The 15,267-nt window shown below is 66.7% G+C and carries 15 protein-coding genes; 8 read left to right on the forward strand and 7 right to left on the reverse strand.

From position 1 onward, the window contains the following. Positions 1–33 precede the first annotated feature (33 nt). The 6 genes from ACVIGB_RS35285 (at position 34) to ACVIGB_RS35310 (ending at position 3,988) form a co-directional block, all read left to right on the forward strand. A complete protein-coding gene (locus ACVIGB_RS35285) occupies positions 34–396 on the forward strand; it encodes a hypothetical protein (RefSeq protein ID WP_231168749.1) in 363 nt (120 codons plus the stop codon). A gap of 1 nt (position 397) precedes the next feature. Beyond that, on the forward strand, positions 398–2,149 hold the full coding sequence (locus tag ACVIGB_RS35290) for an OmpA family protein (protein ID WP_456719198.1): 1,752 nt from the start codon (positions 398–400) through the stop codon (positions 2,147–2,149). Next, on the forward strand, positions 2,149–2,649 hold the full coding sequence (locus ACVIGB_RS35295; RefSeq protein ID WP_456719197.1) for a Rab family GTPase: 501 nt from the start codon (positions 2,149–2,151) through the stop codon (positions 2,647–2,649). The genes ACVIGB_RS35290 and ACVIGB_RS35295 overlap by 1 nt, the downstream gene beginning before the upstream one ends. A gap of 281 nt (positions 2,650–2,930) precedes the next feature. Beyond that, complete coding sequence (locus tag ACVIGB_RS35300) at positions 2,931–3,359, forward strand: DUF3597 domain-containing protein (RefSeq protein ID WP_171947961.1); 429 nt, start codon at positions 2,931–2,933, stop codon at positions 3,357–3,359. 77 nt (positions 3,360–3,436) lie between these two features. Next, positions 3,437–3,721 (forward strand): hypothetical protein, encoded by a 285-nt coding sequence (locus ACVIGB_RS35305; RefSeq protein ID WP_456719196.1) that lies wholly within the window; start codon positions 3,437–3,439, stop codon positions 3,719–3,721. 90 nt (positions 3,722–3,811) lie between these two features. Next, the gene (locus tag ACVIGB_RS35310) at positions 3,812–3,988 is read left to right on the forward strand and encodes a hypothetical protein (protein ID WP_342708355.1); all 177 of its coding nucleotides are present in this window, start codon (positions 3,812–3,814) and stop codon (positions 3,986–3,988) included. Between the two features lie 58 nt (positions 3,989–4,046). On the opposite strand, the gene ACVIGB_RS35315 is transcribed toward ACVIGB_RS35310, so the two are convergent. The 3 genes from ACVIGB_RS35315 to ACVIGB_RS35325 all read right to left on the reverse strand — a co-directional run bounded on the left by ACVIGB_RS35315 (position 4,047) and on the right by ACVIGB_RS35325 (position 7,698). Beyond that, positions 4,047–6,146 carry an Ig-like domain repeat protein gene (locus tag ACVIGB_RS35315; RefSeq protein WP_456719195.1) on the reverse strand — a complete coding sequence of 700 codons (2,100 nt, stop codon included), beginning with the start codon at positions 6,144–6,146 and terminating at the stop codon, positions 4,047–4,049. Positions 6,147–6,428: 282 nt separating this feature from the next. Further along, positions 6,429–7,247 (reverse strand): class I SAM-dependent methyltransferase, encoded by an 819-nt coding sequence (locus tag ACVIGB_RS35320; protein ID WP_456719194.1) that lies wholly within the window; start codon positions 7,245–7,247, stop codon positions 6,429–6,431. Beyond that, positions 7,234–7,698 (reverse strand): Rrf2 family transcriptional regulator, encoded by a 465-nt coding sequence (locus ACVIGB_RS35325; RefSeq protein WP_097674443.1) that lies wholly within the window; start codon positions 7,696–7,698, stop codon positions 7,234–7,236. Before ACVIGB_RS35325 ends, ACVIGB_RS35320 begins: the two co-directional genes overlap by 14 nt. A 298-nt stretch (positions 7,699–7,996) precedes the next feature. Here ACVIGB_RS35325 and ACVIGB_RS35330 point away from each other — a divergent pair, with 298 nt between their 5' ends. Next, complete coding sequence (locus ACVIGB_RS35330; protein ID WP_456725001.1) at positions 7,997–10,075, forward strand: tetratricopeptide repeat protein; 2,079 nt, start codon at positions 7,997–7,999, stop codon at positions 10,073–10,075. A 43-nt stretch (positions 10,076–10,118) separates the two neighbouring features. On the opposite strand, the gene ACVIGB_RS35335 is transcribed toward ACVIGB_RS35330, so the two are convergent. The 4 genes from ACVIGB_RS35335 to ACVIGB_RS35350 all read right to left on the reverse strand — a co-directional run bounded on the left by ACVIGB_RS35335 (position 10,119) and on the right by ACVIGB_RS35350 (position 12,445). After that, positions 10,119–10,400 carry a helix-turn-helix domain-containing protein gene (locus ACVIGB_RS35335; RefSeq protein WP_456719193.1) on the reverse strand — a complete coding sequence of 94 codons (282 nt, stop codon included), beginning with the start codon at positions 10,398–10,400 and terminating at the stop codon, positions 10,119–10,121. Beyond that, on the reverse strand, positions 10,397–10,486 hold the full coding sequence (locus ACVIGB_RS35340) for a type II toxin-antitoxin system RelE/ParE family toxin (RefSeq protein ID WP_456749258.1): 90 nt from the start codon (positions 10,484–10,486) through the stop codon (positions 10,397–10,399). Before ACVIGB_RS35340 ends, ACVIGB_RS35335 begins: the two co-directional genes overlap by 4 nt. Beyond that, positions 10,465–10,647 carry a type II toxin-antitoxin system RelE/ParE family toxin gene (locus ACVIGB_RS35345; RefSeq protein ID WP_456719192.1) on the reverse strand — a complete coding sequence of 61 codons (183 nt, stop codon included), beginning with the start codon at positions 10,645–10,647 and terminating at the stop codon, positions 10,465–10,467. The genes ACVIGB_RS35340 and ACVIGB_RS35345 overlap by 22 nt, the downstream gene beginning before the upstream one ends. Positions 10,648–10,714: 67 nt before the next feature. Next, complete coding sequence (locus ACVIGB_RS35350) at positions 10,715–12,445, reverse strand: ATP-dependent Clp protease adaptor ClpS (protein ID WP_456749259.1); 1,731 nt, start codon at positions 12,443–12,445, stop codon at positions 10,715–10,717. Between the two features lie 327 nt (positions 12,446–12,772). Here ACVIGB_RS35350 and ACVIGB_RS35355 point away from each other — a divergent pair, with 327 nt between their 5' ends. Next, entirely contained in the window at positions 12,773–15,112 is a 2,340-nt protein-coding gene (locus tag ACVIGB_RS35355; RefSeq protein WP_456719190.1) for a mechanosensitive ion channel domain-containing protein, read from the forward strand. Positions 15,113–15,267 lie beyond the last annotated feature (155 nt).

A 15,267-nucleotide genomic window follows, 5' to 3' on the forward strand; every position in this document is an offset into this window, starting at 1 on the left:
GATTGCGCGGCTTTGACTAAACAGGGAATGACCATGAAGGGTATCGAGCGCCAGACCAAGGATACGGATGGACTGGCAAACGCGGCGGCCGGCAATGGCGCGGACGCCGCGGCGCATGGCATGGCGGCGATCGATCAGGTCCGCGATCTCCTGTTCGGCGGCGCGCAACGCTCGATTGAGACCAATCTCTCGGGTCTGCGCGAGGAGATGCAGGCATCGCTGAAGCAGATGCAGGCGGACTTCAACAACGAGCTCACCGCGCTGCAGGCGCGGCTCTCCGACCTCGAACGCGATACCGAGCAGAAGCGCCTCGACTCGCTGAAGGATGTCGGTGCGGCTATCACCCAGCTCGGCGCTGCGATCAGCGGATTGGGATCCGGCCGCACGGGCAAATAGCATGGCAGCTGCTGCCGGCCAGAACCGCGAGATCGAGCAGCTCAAGACATTGCTGTTTCAGCCCGAGGCGACGCGTCTGACGTCGCTGGAAGCCGACCTCGACTCGCTGCAGCGCTATGTCGGCAACGCTGATCGCCTGGAGACGGCCACCGCCGGCATTCTGGTCGAAGCGCTTGAGCGCGCAGAGGTCAACCGGCCGCGCGAGCTCGCCACCGCGATCGCGCCGGTCGTGGTCTCCGCGATCCGCAGCGAGATCAAGAATTCGCGCGAGCAGATGATCGAGGCGCTCTATCCGATCGTCGGCCGGCTGGTCAGCGCCGCGGTCGCGAACGCGTTCCGGGAACTGGTTGCCTCGCTCGAGCAGCGCATCAATGCGCTGACCTCGGCGCAATTGTGGGTCGGGCGGGTCAAGTCGCTGGTGACGGGACGTCCGATCAGCGAGTTCGTGCTCGCCGACAGTCCGCCGCAGATCAACCGGCTCCTGATCATCGAACGCGGCAATGGCCGCCTGGTCGCCGACTGGAAGCGCGAGGCGACCGTCGACGAGCGCGCCGACCTGCTCAGCGCGATGGTTGCGGCGATCCTCGAATTCTCCGTGCAGGCCCTGGCCGGCGAAGGCAATCTGCAAACGCTCGATTTCGGCGGACGACAGCTCGCGCTGCGCGCATCGCCCCGCTTCATCCTGGCGGCGGAGTGCCTGGGGCCGCTGCGCCCCGCCGACAATGCCAGGATCAATTCGCTGTTCTTCGATGCGATCGAACGTATCGATCGCGGCGCGGATTGCGATGCGCCGATGCTCGCCTCGCTCGCAACCGCGATCGAGACCGACGACACACCGCGGCGGATCGCAAGCCGGCGCGGCAAGGTGATCCTGTTCGCCGTGCTCGCCGCTGTGGCCGCGCTGTTGCTTTATTTTGCCGCGACCACAGTGACGCGCGCCCTGCTGGAACGGCGGACCCATGCTGCGCTGGAGCAGCTCGCCGCGAAGCAGCCCTTGCTCGTCACCTTCCCGCTGCGGCTCGACTTCGATCACGGCAGCCGAAGCGTGGCCGTCTCGGGCATCGAGCCGAGCCAGTTGGAGACGGCGCCGTTGATCGACGCGCTCGCTGCGGCCGCGGCTCCCTACAAGGTGGTCGACCGCATCGGACTGGTGTCCACGCCGGAGCAGGCGGCGGCATCGCAGGCCGGCATTGCAGGCCTGCAGCAGAGCCTGACGCGCCTGCAGGCGAGCCTCGACCAGATGGGCGAGGCGATGGGTGCGCAGGCGAAGTCGGGCGACCAGAAATATGCCGCGCTGGCCGAGCAATATGACAAGCTCGGCGAGCGGTACGCGAAGTTGAGCGAGCAAGCTGCGAAGCTGCAATCCGTCGCCGACGGTCCGGCGGCGCGGCTCGACCGCTTCATCGCCACGACCGCGATCTTCTTCGTCAACAATTCGGACGAGATCCTCGACAACGACCAGGCCGAGCAGCAGCTGCACGAGCTCGCCGGACTGCTGACGAACAATGATCTCAGGCTGCGGATCGTCGGCTACGCCGATCAGAGCGGCACCGAAGGCACCAACAAGACGCTGGGGCGCAAGCGGGCGGAGCAGGTGCAGCGCAAGCTGACCGCGCTCGGGGTCGATCCGTCGCGGCTGATCTTGGTGTCGCGTGCCGCGACGATGCCGATCACCGACCGGCTCGACGCCACCGCCGGCGGCAATCGCCGCGTGGCGTTCGAGACGGTCTACCGAGGCGAAGTGGCCCGCTGATGCTCACCGCAAAAGTCATGCTGCTCGGCGATATGGGGGTCGGCAAGACCTCGATCCTCTATCGGCTGATCTACAACCGGTTCGAGGGCCAGTATAAATCGACGCTGGGCGTCGAGATCCTGAGCCATGACGTGGTGCCGGCGGATGGCAGCGACCCGATGCGCCTCGTGCTGTGGGACACCGACGGCGATTTCGGTACGCAGATTTTCGACACCGTCTATGTCACCGGTGCATCCGCTGCCATCATCGTGTCCGATGTCACGCGGCCGCAGACGGTGACCCGCATGGTCGAGCTGGTCCGCGGTTTCGAGCAGCGCTTCCCGGGCCGGCCCTACCGGGCGCTGCTCAACAAGATCGACCTGCCGGAAGCTGCCGGCAGCGCCGGCGCGATTGCCGAGCTCGCCAAGTCGAGTGTCAAACCGGTCAGCGCCAAGACCGGCGTCGGCATCGCCGAAAGCTTCGTCGAGCTGGCCCAGACCATCCGCCGCCGTCAGCTCTAGTTCACATAACTCCGCACACGTTTGTGTCAGCCGCCCCGACTTCTCGGGGCTGGCGAATCGGGCCGGGACGGCTGACTTCATCGCACGTGGGGCGTACGATGAAACGCGCGCGACATGCGGTGCACGACCGCACGAATCTCTCCCCGACTGCACCACGCCGTCCCACACTCCGATAGTGACGATGGTCATCTTCCGCTCGGCCAATGGCCTGCCTATCGTCCACCCGTCACTGGAACCAGTCACGGGACCAACGGTGTCCCGGGCGTACGGAGTGAGAGATCATGAGCATTTTTGGAAGCATCATGGGTGCAATCTTCGGCCACGGCGCCCAGGCCAAGACACCTGACGGCAAAACCGCTGAGACCACAGCGACGGCTGCACCCGGCGCCGCACCGGCATCGACGTCAACGTCTGCATCTGCATCGCCGGCACCCGGCACATCCGCGGCGCAAACGGTCGACGTCGCGGCGATCGTCGACAAGGCCGCGGCTGCCACCGGCGAGAAGCTCGACTGGCGCACCTCGATCGTCGACCTGATGAAGGCGCTTGGCCTCGACAGCAGCCTTGCTGCGCGCAAGGAGCTCGCCAAGGAGCTGCACTACACCGGCGATACCAACAATACCGCCACCATGAATGTCTGGCTGCATCAGCAGGTGATGGCCAAGCTCGCCGCCAATGGCGGCAAGCTCCCGGCCGATATCAAGACCTGATCACCGCCTTGAGCCGTGCGCGACGGTCGCGTCCCGCACGGCTCCGAACCATGTGTATTGCGTGAGGAGCAGTTGTGATGACCTCATCTCATCTTGCCATCCTGAACAGGCCGCGGACCGGCGTCGTCGCCGCTTCGATCGGCGCGGGACTCGGCCTCGCGGTAATGGCGATGGGCATCACCATCGCCGTCGCCCGCGCCGATAGCGCCAGCGAGGAGCCGCGGCCGGCGAACGCGGATGCCAGTGCGCAGCGCGCCGCGCAGAACCTGCCGCCGGCCCGGGTCATCCTGCCGGCGCCGTGGGAGCAGGCCGCTCCCGTGCAGCCGGTCGCAGCACCGGCGAATCCGGCAGATCACAAATAATCTTCGCGCCTTCGTTGCGGCCGGCGATCCACGCATTGCGTGACGGTCGCGGCGAGCGGCCCGCACACCGCCCAGCTCTGGAGCCTCACCATGCCAGAACAGGTCAAGCTGCCCCGAAAATTGTCGCAAGAGCCCGGCGGTCCGCCGTCGCTGCGGCCGAGCCACCGGCGGGTGATCGAGGACCTCGACCGCTGGGCCAACAGCCCCGGCCTGCAGCCGCCGAGTGACGGAGAAAAGCAAGCCGACGACAAGCGCCAACGCAAGTAAGCATGCCGCTCGTGGACCCGCATCGCCGAGGATGCGGGCCCAGGGGTGCCGTCTTCGATCAGTTGAACGGCACGCGCGCCCTGGCCGAGAACGTCCAGATCCGGGCCGTGGCGCCGAGCCCGCCATACTCCGCTCCGAGGCCGAGCATCATGCCGCCCGCGAGCCTGGCGTTCAGCCCGCCGGTGACGCGGGCCGACCAGCCCTCCAGCACCAGCGTCGGGTTGACGGGGATGCCGCTCACGGCCAGTGCCGCGGCATCGTCCCTGCTGAAATAGTAGTCGCCATAGACGCCGAGATAGGGCGAGACCACCGCGGCGTCGGTCGTTGCCAGCGGGTAGCTCAGCTTGACGCCGCCGGATGCGCGGCCGGTGACGAAGTCACGCGCCGTCTGCAGCGTACCGAGCGTGTCGACATAGGCATTCTCATGCTCCCACAGCGTGTAGAGGCGCGCGGACGGCTCGATCAGCAGGTTGCTCATCTTGTAGCTGCCGGTCAGCCCGGTCGCGAACATCCAGCGGTCGCCGTTGAAACTGCCCTGCGCCGTTCCGGCCACGCCATTGTAGCCGATCTGCGAGAAGGTCACGGCGGCGTCGTAGCGCAGCGTCGGCGTGATCATCCAGCCGAGATAGCTGCCTGCGGTCCAGCCGTCGCCGGTGAGCTTTCCGTTGATGTCCTGGGCCGTGTAGTTGAACGTCTCATAGCCGGCGACCGCGCCGACCAGGAGGTTCGGCATCGCCCGGTAGGTCAGTCCCATCAGGGCATTGAGCTGGTCGCCGTAGATCGACGAACCTGTTGTCCCGACGCCCGGCGAGGTCGGCGACGACCAGCGGTCGATGCCGCTGCCCCTGACATCGATCCAGAACAGCCAGTCGCGTGGTTCACGATTGATCGTCGTCTGGGTTTTGGGCGCCGCCTTGGTCGGCATCTGCCGATCGATCGCCGCAAACGCATTGTCGATTCGCGAGCTGCCGCCGCTGCGCGCGCCCGAATTGCGATCCGAGGCGTAGGCACCACGATTCCCGGTGTCCGCCTGCGCCACGCCATTCTCCGGACCGGCCGCGAAGTTGAAGCGCATGCCGGCGCCGCTCGGCGTCATGAAGCTGCCGCCGTCGCTGAACCCTTCCGAGATCGCGTTGTCGATCGCGCCCGAGATCGCCTGGCCGGAGTTCTGTGCCACCAGCTTGGTGATGTCGATCTGCAATGCGCGCAGCTTCACGCTGTCGGCCGGGACGCTCACGCTCTGCGCCAGCGCCGGCGAGGTGCTGGCGTTGAACGCACCGCTGCCGGCATAGCTCGCCGTCATGGTGTGGCTGCCGATCTTGAGGGTCGAGATCGCGAAGCTCGCGGTGCCTGCGGCGAGCGTCGCGGTGCCGATCGGCGATCCATTGTCGCTGAAGGTCACTGTGCCGGTCGGCGTTCCTGCTGAGGCGGTGACGTTCGCCGTGAAGGTCACCGATTGGCCAAGACTGCTCGGATTCTGCGACGAGGTTAGCGCGGTCTGGGTCGTCGTTGCGGCTGCGAAGGTGAAGCGGTCCGCCGCTGATGTCGCTGATGTCCCGACTGCCGTCGTCACCGTGATGTCGACGGTGCCGGTCCCCGCCGGCGCGGTCGCTATGATCTGGGTGCTGGAATTGACGGTGAAGCCGGTTGCGGGGGTTGCGCCGAACGTCACGGCCGTCGCGGCGGTGAAAGCTGTGCCTGTTATGATGACCGTCGTCCCGCCGCTGGTCGGGCCTGCGGTCGGCGAGATCGACGTCACCGTCGGCGCGGACGCCGTATAGGTGTACTGATCTACGGGAGACGCGAATGACGTCCCGGACGGGTTGGTCACGGTGACATCGACCGTGCCGGTCCCTGCCGGCGCGACTGCGGTGATCCGCTCGCTCGAATTGACGACGAAGCTCGTTGCGTTGACGGCGCCGAAGCGCACCGCGGTGGCAGTGCTGAAACTGCCGCCCGAGATGATGACCGTGGTGCCGCCCGCGGCGGGACCTGATGTCGGGGAGATCGAGGCCACCGCCGGTGCCTGCGCGCTGGCCGCGGCGACCGAGCCGAACAGCGCGGCGGCGATCAGGACGAGACGCCATCCGGCGCGTCGCGCGATCGCCTTCGACGGCAGTCTGTTGCGAAGCTCGGATGCAAGACGCGAGGTGGCCAAGCGGAAACGAGCCCGCGCAAGGTTTGCAATCGGCAACAAAGGTAACCCCCGTCGCGCCGGTCCGCAGCAGGGCCGGCGCATATCCCAAAAAATACGGGTTCACTGTAGTACGAGGCTCGGCAGGCGCGTCGCGGAATCTCCGCGTGCATCTGCTTTTGTGACGCGCCGTTGCCGGGCCGCTACGTCATTGCACAATCTGAGAAGGCGTTAGCGCGTGCCGTGGTTGCGATCTGGCGATCGCGCGGCGGCCTTTCTCATTCGGCGCAGCAAAGCAGATGATGGTTAGGGACGCAGGGCTGTCGCGATCAGTGCGGTCGAGGGAATCGCGAAGGTGTCTCCGACCCGCCCGCGCTCGATCTCGCTGCGGAAGGCGCGCGCGACTGCCGCGCTCTGGTCCGCATCGAGCCCGCTCCAATGCGGCATGAACTCGAACAGTTTGTCGACGTCGGCGGGATTGACGACATTGAGCTGGAAATCGTGGGTGATCTCGGCGACGACAGGATCGCAGAAGCCGGCCGCGGCGATCGCCGCACTGAGGCGGCCGGGATCGGCGAGTTCGGCGAGGCCCGTGCACGGCATCGGCGTGACGTCATCGGGGTAGAGCCGCCGGATGATCTGGGAGAGCAGCAGATACACGGCGGCGCCGTCGGCGCTCCTCCAGACCGCAATCGCCGCCGATCCGCCTGGCCGCGTCACCCGCGCCATCTCGCGCAGTCCCGCGCGCCAATCCGGAAACAGCATCACGCCGAAAATGGACACCGCTGCATCGAAGGCGGCATCCGGCAAGTCGAGCGCCTGGCCGTCCATCTGCCGTGCCGCGATATTCGCCACATCATGCGCGCGGACCCGTGCCACCATGCCGGCCGAGAAGTCGATCGCGGTGACGTCAGCGCCCCTGCGCGCGGCCGCAAGCGCCGCGGCCCCCGTGCCGGTGGCGACGTCGAGTACCTTCGATGACGGGCCGATCGGGAGCATCGCGACCGCGGCCTCGGCGAAGTGTGTCGTGAACGGCTGCGACTGCGCCTCGTAGGTCGCGACCATCTTGTCCCAGTGCGCGGGATCGTTGAACGGAAGGCGGCTCGCCGGTTCACTTTGCTGCATGAATCTGGTCCTCGAGACTTTGTTTGTGTTTGGCGAGCCGGCGCTTGAAATCCTTCGCGAGCGCGTCGAGCGTCACCGCGCCGAGCCGCTTCAGGAAGATCGCCTCGACCTCGCGAAACGTGCCCGACAGCGCGTCGTTGACGGCCTGTTCGACCAGGCAGCCGGGATTTTCCGAGCGATGGCCCATCGCGACGATCGTAGGCGCGCCGACCGCGCGATAGATGTCGGCCAGCGTGATGTCGGCGGGATCGCGGGCGAGCGTCCAGCCGCCGCCATGGCCCTTCTCGGAGCGGACCAGGCCTTGCTCGCGCAAGCCCGCCATCACGCGGCGCACGACCACCGGGTTGGTGGCCATCGCCTGTGCAAGTTGCTCCGACGTGACCGGTTCGCCCGCTCCGATCATGTGGAGCAGGCCGTGCAGCACCCCGGATAGACGGCTATCGCGTATCATGTAACTTCATATGTTACATGATGGAGTGAACGTCAAGAGGTGCAGGCCCTGATCTCTTCTCCTTCCCCCTGAAAGGGGAAAGGTCGGGATGGGGGTCCAGCCAACAGGCACCGCTGTTCGCGGAGAGAGCTGATCCCCACCCGCTTTGCTCTGCCGAGCAAAGCGACCTCCCCTTTTCAAGGGGAGGTAAGAGAGCAATCGGGATTCGCGTGCCGGAATTCTCGCCACCGCCCGTTTAATCCCCATCGGGGTCTTGAGAGGCGGGGGCAGTATCGTGGGCAGTGTGGCTGTTGATCGGATGTTGCTGGATGCGGTGGCGCATTATGGCGCGGGCCGCGCGACGGAGGCCGGCACGTTGTGCGGCGATATCCTCACTGCCGATCCCGACCATATTCCGGCGCTGCATCTGTCCGCCGTCATCGCCTTCGTGACCGATCGCGCCGCCGAAGGCGCGGTGCTGCTGAACCGGGTGTTCAGCCTCGATCCGCATCACGGACCGGCGTTCGCCACGCTCGGTGATGCGCTCGCCGTGAAGGGCGAGCACGAGGGCGCGGTGGCGGCGTTCCAGCGCGGCATCACATTGCGGCCGAAGGATGCCGGCCTGCACATCAAGCTCGGCGTTGCGCTGTGCGAGTTGTCACGCTTCGACGAGGCCGAGGCGGCGTTTCGCCGCGCGATCGCCCTCGATGGCGGCCTGACGCGGGCGCGGTTCAACCTCGCGGTTGCGCTGGCCGGGCAGCAGCGGCCGGTCGAGGCGGAGCAGGCCTATCGCGAGGTGATCGCGCGCGATCCGGCCTATCGCGGCGTCTGGCTCAACCTTGGCAATGCCTTGACCGATCAGAAGAAGCACGCCGCCGCCGCCACCGCTTATCGCCGCGGGCTCGGCGCGGATCCCGATCATCCCGGGCTGCATAGTGGCCTCGGTGCGGCCCTCTACCGCCTGGGTCGGCTGGAGGACGCGGTCCTGCACTATCGCCGCGCGATCGCGCTCGAGCCCGACAATTTCGCGCCGCGGCGCCTGCTCGCCATGGTGCTGCACGAGCTGGGCGAGCGCGAGGAGGCGGTCCGCATCTATCGGCAGGTCTCGGCCCGCGATCCGTCCGACCACGTCATCCTCAACAATCTCGGCGCCTGCCTGTTCGAGCTCGGACAGGTCGATGACGCCATCGCCTGCGCCGAGCTGGCGCTGGCGCTCAAGCCGGACTACGCCGCCGCGCACGCCAATCTTGGAATCATCTTCGAGGCGCAAAATCTGGTCGAGGCGGCGGTCGCCGCGCATCGGCGGGCCATCGAGCTCGAACCCAATTACGCCAAGGGCCACGCCAATCTTGCGGTCGCGCTGCGCAATGCCGGCGAGATCGATGCGGCTCTCGTGGCCTCGCGCCGGGCCATCGCGCTCGATCCCGAACAGCCGCTGGCGCATTACAACCACGCGCATTTCCTCCTGATGAACGGCGAGTTCGAGGAGGGTTTTGAGGAGTATCAGTGGCGCCGCAAGACCAAGATGCTCAGCGAAGGCGATCCCGTGTTCGACGAGCCGGAATGGCAGGGTGAGCCGCTGGCGGGACGCACGCTGCTGCTGTTTGCCGAATACGGGCTCGGCGACGCCATCAATTTCGTCCGCTATGTGCCGATGCTGGCGGGCAAAGGCGGCCGGATCATTCTGCAGGTGCAGCCGGCGCTGGTCGCGCTGCTGCGGCCGATGCTGCCCGATGTCGCGATGTTCGCGCGCGGCGAGCCCTTGCCGCCGTTCGACCTGCAACTGCCGCTGCTGAGCCTGCCGCGGATCTTCCGCACCACCGTCGAGACCATTCCCGCTGCCGTGTCCTATCTGCAGGCGGACGCCACCAAGCTCGCGCGCTGGTGCGAGGCGCTCGCCGGCGAGCCCGCGCTGAAGGTCGGCGTGGTCTGGGCCGGCAATGCCAGGCACAAGGGCGACCGCCAGCGCTCGCTGCCGGCCGATGCCGTGCTGCCGCGGCTGGTCACACCTAGCGTCCAGCTCTACAGCCTGCAGAAGGAGCCGCGGCCGGACGATGCCCCGGTGCTGCGCGGCCTTGGTGCCGATATCGTCGACCTTGCACCGATGCTCGGCGATTTTGCCGATACCGCCGCGGCCGTCTGTGCGCTCGATCTCGTGATCGCCGTCGACACCTCGGTGGCGCATCTCGCCGGCGCGCTGGGCCGCCCGGTCTGGATGCTGTGTCCCTATGCGCTCGACTGGCGCTGGCTGCGCGGCCGCGCCGACACGCCGTGGTATCCGACCATGCGGCTGTTCCGCCAGGACAGACCGCAGGCCTGGGAGGGCGTGCTGACGCGGATGTCCGACGAGCTTGCACGCGTCGCGCGGGGGGAGCGGGACCTGCTGCTGCCGCGGTGACGGATCGACCGGTTGCCCGCGCTGTGTGCGGCCTTAGCAGACCCTATGCGGCTGAGAGCCGGATCTGGAACTTGCTGCCGGTTGCCTTGGCAAATCGCAACAACGTCTTGGTACTTGGAAGCGTCTGGCCGCTTTCGAGGCGAGCGATAGTTGACTGACTAGTGCCCATCTTGGCCGCCAGCTCGGACTGCGACAGTCCGGCGCGCCGACGCGCCTTGAGCAACTCGGCAGCGATTTCGAACTCAGGCGCGAGCGCATCGTATTCCGCCCGAACCTTCGGATTGGCCAACAGGCGCGCCTTGAGTTTTTCGAACGGTATCGTCATGTGATTTCCTTTGCCCGCCGCAGCGCCAACTCGATCTCACCCGGTGGCGTCTTCTGGGACTTCTTCACGAACGCGCGGACGACCACAACGCGCCGGCCAAATGCTTCACATGCGGTTCACCCAGACTTTCCAGCCCAGCGGCAGCAATGCGCTCCGAAAGGCGGATGAAACGCGCCTGCATGTCGGCTGGCAGCGCCGCGATCTCTTCCACGACGACCTCGTTGAGGATTTCGACGCTCCAGGACATCGCGGAGGATATCTCATTTTTGAGATAGGGGAAAGCGGCAATCCGCCTTGGATGCGCTGTGCCTTCGTCACCCCGCACTCATTCCCTGCGCGCCGCCGAGCAGCTTGGCGTTGAGCCGGCCGCCGTCGAACAGCATTTCGCTGACCGCGCCGTCGAGGTCGGAGGTCGTGACCCGCCCGCCGCCGTCGCGGATGATGCTGGCCTGGGCGAGACGGCGCATCAGCTCCTTGATGAAGGCGGCGCTGACGCCTTCGGTGCGTCGTACGGCTTCGTCGATGACGGGCTGTTCGAGCGGCAGGCCCTTGCCGTAGAGCCGGACCAGCTTGCCGCGGCCGGTCTCGTCGGGCAGCGGCACTTCGATCGCCTGGTCGATGCGGCCCGGCCGGCCGGCCAGCGCGCCCTCGAGCTCTTCGGGGCGGTTGGTGGTCAGCAGGAACAGGATGTCGCAATCCTCCTTCAGGCCGTCCATCTCGTTGAGCAGCTTGTTGAGCAGGGATTCCTCGCACGGCCCGCCCATGTCCTCGCGGTCGCGCGCGATCAGGTCGACATCCTCGATCACGACCATGGCCGGCTGCAGCAGGCGGGCGAGGTTCATGTAGGCGCCGAGCAGGCCGACCTGTTCGGCAGTGATGATCAGCGTGGTGTGATCAGGCAGATTGGTGGCGAGATAGCGAATGGTGTGGGTCTTGCCGGTGCCGGGCGGGCCGTAGAGCAGGATGCCCTTGCGGGTCGACTGCCCGAGCTTGCGCAGCAGATCGCGGCTTTGGACAAAGCCGAGCACGTTGCGGTCGAGCAGCCGCAGTGTCCGCTCCGGCAGGATCACGTCATCGCGGGCAACCGTCGGCAGGCGATGCACGGTCACGCCGCGTGAACGGCCGCGATAGTCCGAACCACCCTCGAGCGAGAGTATCTTGCCGCGGTAGGATCGCGCGGCGTGGACAGCGGCTTCCAGCGCGGCAAAGGTCGGCTGTACGAAGGCATCGCCGGCCGTGCCTGCCGGCAATGCGATCTCGATCCGAACGGCGGGTTCGCGGTCATATTCACGATGATAGGTCAGCAGAACGGCGTAGCGTAACGTGCCTGACCGGCACAGCCACAAACCGTTGACGAGACATTTCACCGGCTCGGGCTCGCCGATATCGACGTCCTGATACTGAGGAGGCGCGATCGCCGGCGCATTGCGGCTGTCCTTCATCAGGGACGCAAATCCAATCGTCTCGTAACGGTATTCCTCATGGATCCCGAAGAAGTGGATCGGGTCGGTGAGCAGCTTGTCGATCGCGACCTGAACGTCGGCACGCATGTGGCCTGGAAACTGGCGTGCCCGCGTCACGATCAGGTTGCGCGACACGCCGGTGAAATGCCAGTCGAGCGCAACAAAGGCGTATCGAAACTCGTGGCTCGGCAATTCTTCCGAGCTGCGACGCGCGGCGAGCAGGCAGTCCGTACATAGCGAGGCCGTCGTGCCGGAGAGAATAATCTCCGTCACGGCCTTCGGGGCTTCGCACAGATCGCAGGGGCGGCTGGCATCGGCGGACTCGCTCGTGATCATCAACGGGTGGCCGTTGGAGCGGATCAGCCACTTGGCGCTGTTGAACATTGCCCGAGCGACGGCGCCCGGATAGGGGCCGCACGGAACAGCGCCCCTGGCCTCGATCAGTGCAGCGGTAGCGATGGCTTCCTGCTGGGATTTCCCGAATACCGTGCGCAGCAGGTCCTGCACGAATTCCAGCGGCGTCTCGCCGTCGTCGTGAATGAAGAGCTGGACCGGACCGTCATCGGCAAAGACGTCGTGCATGAGGCCTCCGAAACGCAACTGGAAACAGAAAGAACAAAATAAGAACATCATGGCGGCGGCTGTGCGTCAAGCGAAAGATTGTCCGGCCTCAGCCCTGGCGTGTGGCGAGCCGATTTGGCCGGCTCGGCTTGCCCCGCCCGCCATGCGTAAACGGCGCTCAACACTTGTGACGATCGTGTTGCGGCAAATGCCAAGAGATGGTCGTCGCAGCAGCAAACTTCCGACACATCATCAAGGCGAAAAGGGGCGATCCGACATGGCGCGAGCGCGAGAGCAGAGTCCCCCCGGGGATCTGCGGTCGCGCAATTATTTTAATAAGAGGCCCTCGTGTCGCACAAACTTCGCTTTGCGATCCTTCTCGTCCTCAGCCTGTTCGTCTCGCCCGCGCTGGCGCAGCCCGCTGCCAAGCCGGCGCCGCCGCAACCCGCTACCGGCGACGCGCTGACGCCCGAGCAGGCGAAGCGCGCGCTCGAGACGCTGCAGGACGACAAGAAGCGCGGCGAGATCATCAACACGCTGCGCGCCATCGCCAATGCCTCGCCGCAGGCGGCCGCGCAGCCGGCGCCCGAGCAGCATTCGCCGATCCCGCTCAGCGCGGACAGCCTTGGTGCCCAGCTTCTGCTGATGGTGTCGGAACAGGTCGGCGAGATGTCGCGCGAGGTCGCCGACGTGGCGCGCACGCTGACGCATTTCCCGGCGTTCTATTACTGGTTCCTGCGCACCGCCAACGATCCGACCGCCTATGGCCTCATGATCGACATCGCCTGGAAGCTGGCACTGGTGCTCGGCTGCGCGCTGGCGGCCGAATGGGTGGTGTTCCGCCTGATCAAGCGGCCGGTCGCGTTCCTTGAAGCGCGGCTGCCGCAGACCGCGCGCGTGCCGGTGCAGGCGCTCGCCAGCGCCGATCCGCCGTCGTCGGTTGCCGACGTCACGCCGGAGGGCGATCTGCATCGCCGCCGGCTCAGCCTTGCACGGGCCTGGCAGTCGCTGGTCCGGCTGCCTTTCGTGCTCGGGCGCCTCGTGCTCGAGCTGCTGCCGGTGGTCGTGTTTCTCAGCGTGGCCGCCGCGCTGCTCAGCACCGAGATCGGCAATCAGTCGACCACGCGGCTCGTGATCCTCGCGGTGATCAACGCCTATGCCTTCTCGCGCGCGCTGATCTGTGCGGTGCGCGCGCTGGCCGGCCCGTTCGGCCTGGTCCGCGTCCGTGCCGAGACCGCAGCCTATATCGAGATATGGGCGCGGCGCATCGTCGCCGTCGGGGTCTCGGGGATCTGCTTGGCCAATGTCGCATTGCTGCTTGGGCTGTCCCACGCCGGCTACGCCGCGCTGCTCCGGCTCGTGATGCTGGTGGTGCACCTCTTCGTCGTCGTCATCATCCTGCAGTGCCGCCGCCAGGTAGCCGACGTCATCCGCGCGCCGGCCGATCGCACCGGCCTCGCGGCGCGGACGCGCAATCGTCTCGCTTCGCTCTGGCATGTGCTGGCGATCGCGCTCGATCTCGCGCTGTGGGCGGTGTGGGCGCTGAACATCCGCAACGGCTATTCGCTGCTGCTGCAATATTTCGTCGGCACCGTCGCGGTGCTGCTGGTCACCCGGCTCGTCACCATGGTGGTGCTGAGCCTGATCGATCGCGGCTTCCGCATCAGTCCGGACCTGATGCAGCGCTTCCCGGGGCTCGAGACCCGCGCCAACCGCTATCTGCCGCTGCTGCGCAAGGTGGTCACGGCGGTGATCGCCCTGGTCGGCTTCGTCGCGCTGCTCGAGGTGTGGGGCGTCGATGCCATCGTCTGGTTCTATGGCGGCCAGATCGGCTCTCGCCTGATCTCGGCGTTGGTGACGATCGGCATTGCCGCGCTCGCCGCGGCCGTGATCTGGGAAGTCGCCAATGCGCTGATGGACCGGCAGATCGACACGCTGTCGCGCGAGGGGCATTTCGCCCGCGCCGCGCGCCTGCGCACCTTCCAGCCGATGCTGCGCACCGCGCTGTTCTGCATCATCGTCGCGGTGGTCGGGCTCACCGCGCTCAGCGAGATCGGCGTCAATGTCGCGCCGCTGCTCGCCGGCGCCGGCATCGTCGGCATCGCGATCGGCTTCGGTTCGCAGAAGCTGGTGCAGGACCTGATCACCGGGCTGTTCCTGCTGCTCGAGAACACCGTGCAGGTCGGCGACACCGTCACGGTGTCGGGCCTGTCGGGCGTGGTCGAGAACGTTTCGATCCGCACCATGCGGCTGCGTGCCGGCGACGGCTCGGTGCATATCGTGCCGTTCAGCGCGGTGACGACGATCACCAATGCCAGCCGCGGCGCCGGCAATGCCGCGGTCAGCGTCAACGTGTCCTACAAGGAGGACACCGATCGCGCCGGCGAGGTGCTGAAGGACATCGTCGCCGGGATGCGCCAGGAGACGGCGTATCGCGCGCTGATCCGCGGCGATCTCGAATTGTGGGGCGTCGATAAGGTCGACGGCTCGGTCGTGACCATCGTCGGCCAGATCCGCTGCACCGACGGCGGGCGCTGGTCGGTGCAGCGCGAATTCAACCGCCGCATGAAGCGGCGCTTCCAGGAGGAGGGCATCGAGATCGCCTCGATGGGCCAGACCATCCTGATGCAGCTTCCCGCGCCGTCGGAGCCGGATTCCAACAAGCTGCCGCGCCGCGCGGCCGGTTGATTTCCGACGCCGCGTCCGTCTCATCGCTGCGACACCGTCTCGCGACGGTGAGACGGCAAGGGCCTCGCTGGGCCCGAGGCATGGCTTGCACCTGGCCGAAAACGCCGCCTTTCTCCTGCTCTCCTGCGATTTCCACGCTGGCACAGCGCTTGCTC

The organism is Bradyrhizobium sp. USDA 4341, from assembly GCF_054063755.1.

What these genes read in the sequence shown, in the direction of transcription:
- ACVIGB_RS35285 (WP_231168749.1), top strand. Translation starts at nt 34, where the DNA reads ATGAAGGGTATCGAGCGCCAGACCAAGGATACGGATGGACTGGCAAAC.
- ACVIGB_RS35290 (WP_456719198.1), top strand. Translation starts at nt 398, where the DNA reads ATGGCAGCTGCTGCCGGCCAGAACCGCGAGATCGAGCAGCTCAAGACA.
- ACVIGB_RS35295 (WP_456719197.1), top strand. Translation starts at nt 2,149, where the DNA reads ATGCTCACCGCAAAAGTCATGCTGCTCGGCGATATGGGGGTCGGCAAG.
- ACVIGB_RS35300 (WP_171947961.1), top strand. Translation starts at nt 2,931, where the DNA reads ATGAGCATTTTTGGAAGCATCATGGGTGCAATCTTCGGCCACGGCGCC.
- ACVIGB_RS35305 (WP_456719196.1), top strand. Translation starts at nt 3,437, where the DNA reads ATGACCTCATCTCATCTTGCCATCCTGAACAGGCCGCGGACCGGCGTC.
- ACVIGB_RS35310 (WP_342708355.1), top strand. Translation starts at nt 3,812, where the DNA reads ATGCCAGAACAGGTCAAGCTGCCCCGAAAATTGTCGCAAGAGCCCGGC.
- ACVIGB_RS35320 (WP_456719194.1), bottom strand. Translation starts at nt 7,247, where the DNA reads ATGCAGCAAAGTGAACCGGCGAGCCGCCTTCCGTTCAACGATCCCGCG.
- ACVIGB_RS35325 (WP_097674443.1), bottom strand. Translation starts at nt 7,698, where the DNA reads ATGATACGCGATAGCCGTCTATCCGGGGTGCTGCACGGCCTGCTCCAC.
- ACVIGB_RS35330 (WP_456725001.1), top strand. Translation starts at nt 7,997, where the DNA reads ATGTTGCTGGATGCGGTGGCGCATTATGGCGCGGGCCGCGCGACGGAG.
- ACVIGB_RS35335 (WP_456719193.1), bottom strand. Translation starts at nt 10,400, where the DNA reads ATGACGATACCGTTCGAAAAACTCAAGGCGCGCCTGTTGGCCAATCCG.
- ACVIGB_RS35345 (WP_456719192.1), bottom strand. Translation starts at nt 10,647, where the DNA reads ATGTCCTGGAGCGTCGAAATCCTCAACGAGGTCGTCGTGGAAGAGATC.
- ACVIGB_RS35350 (WP_456749259.1), bottom strand. Translation starts at nt 12,445, where the DNA reads ATGCACGACGTCTTTGCCGATGACGGTCCGGTCCAGCTCTTCATTCAC.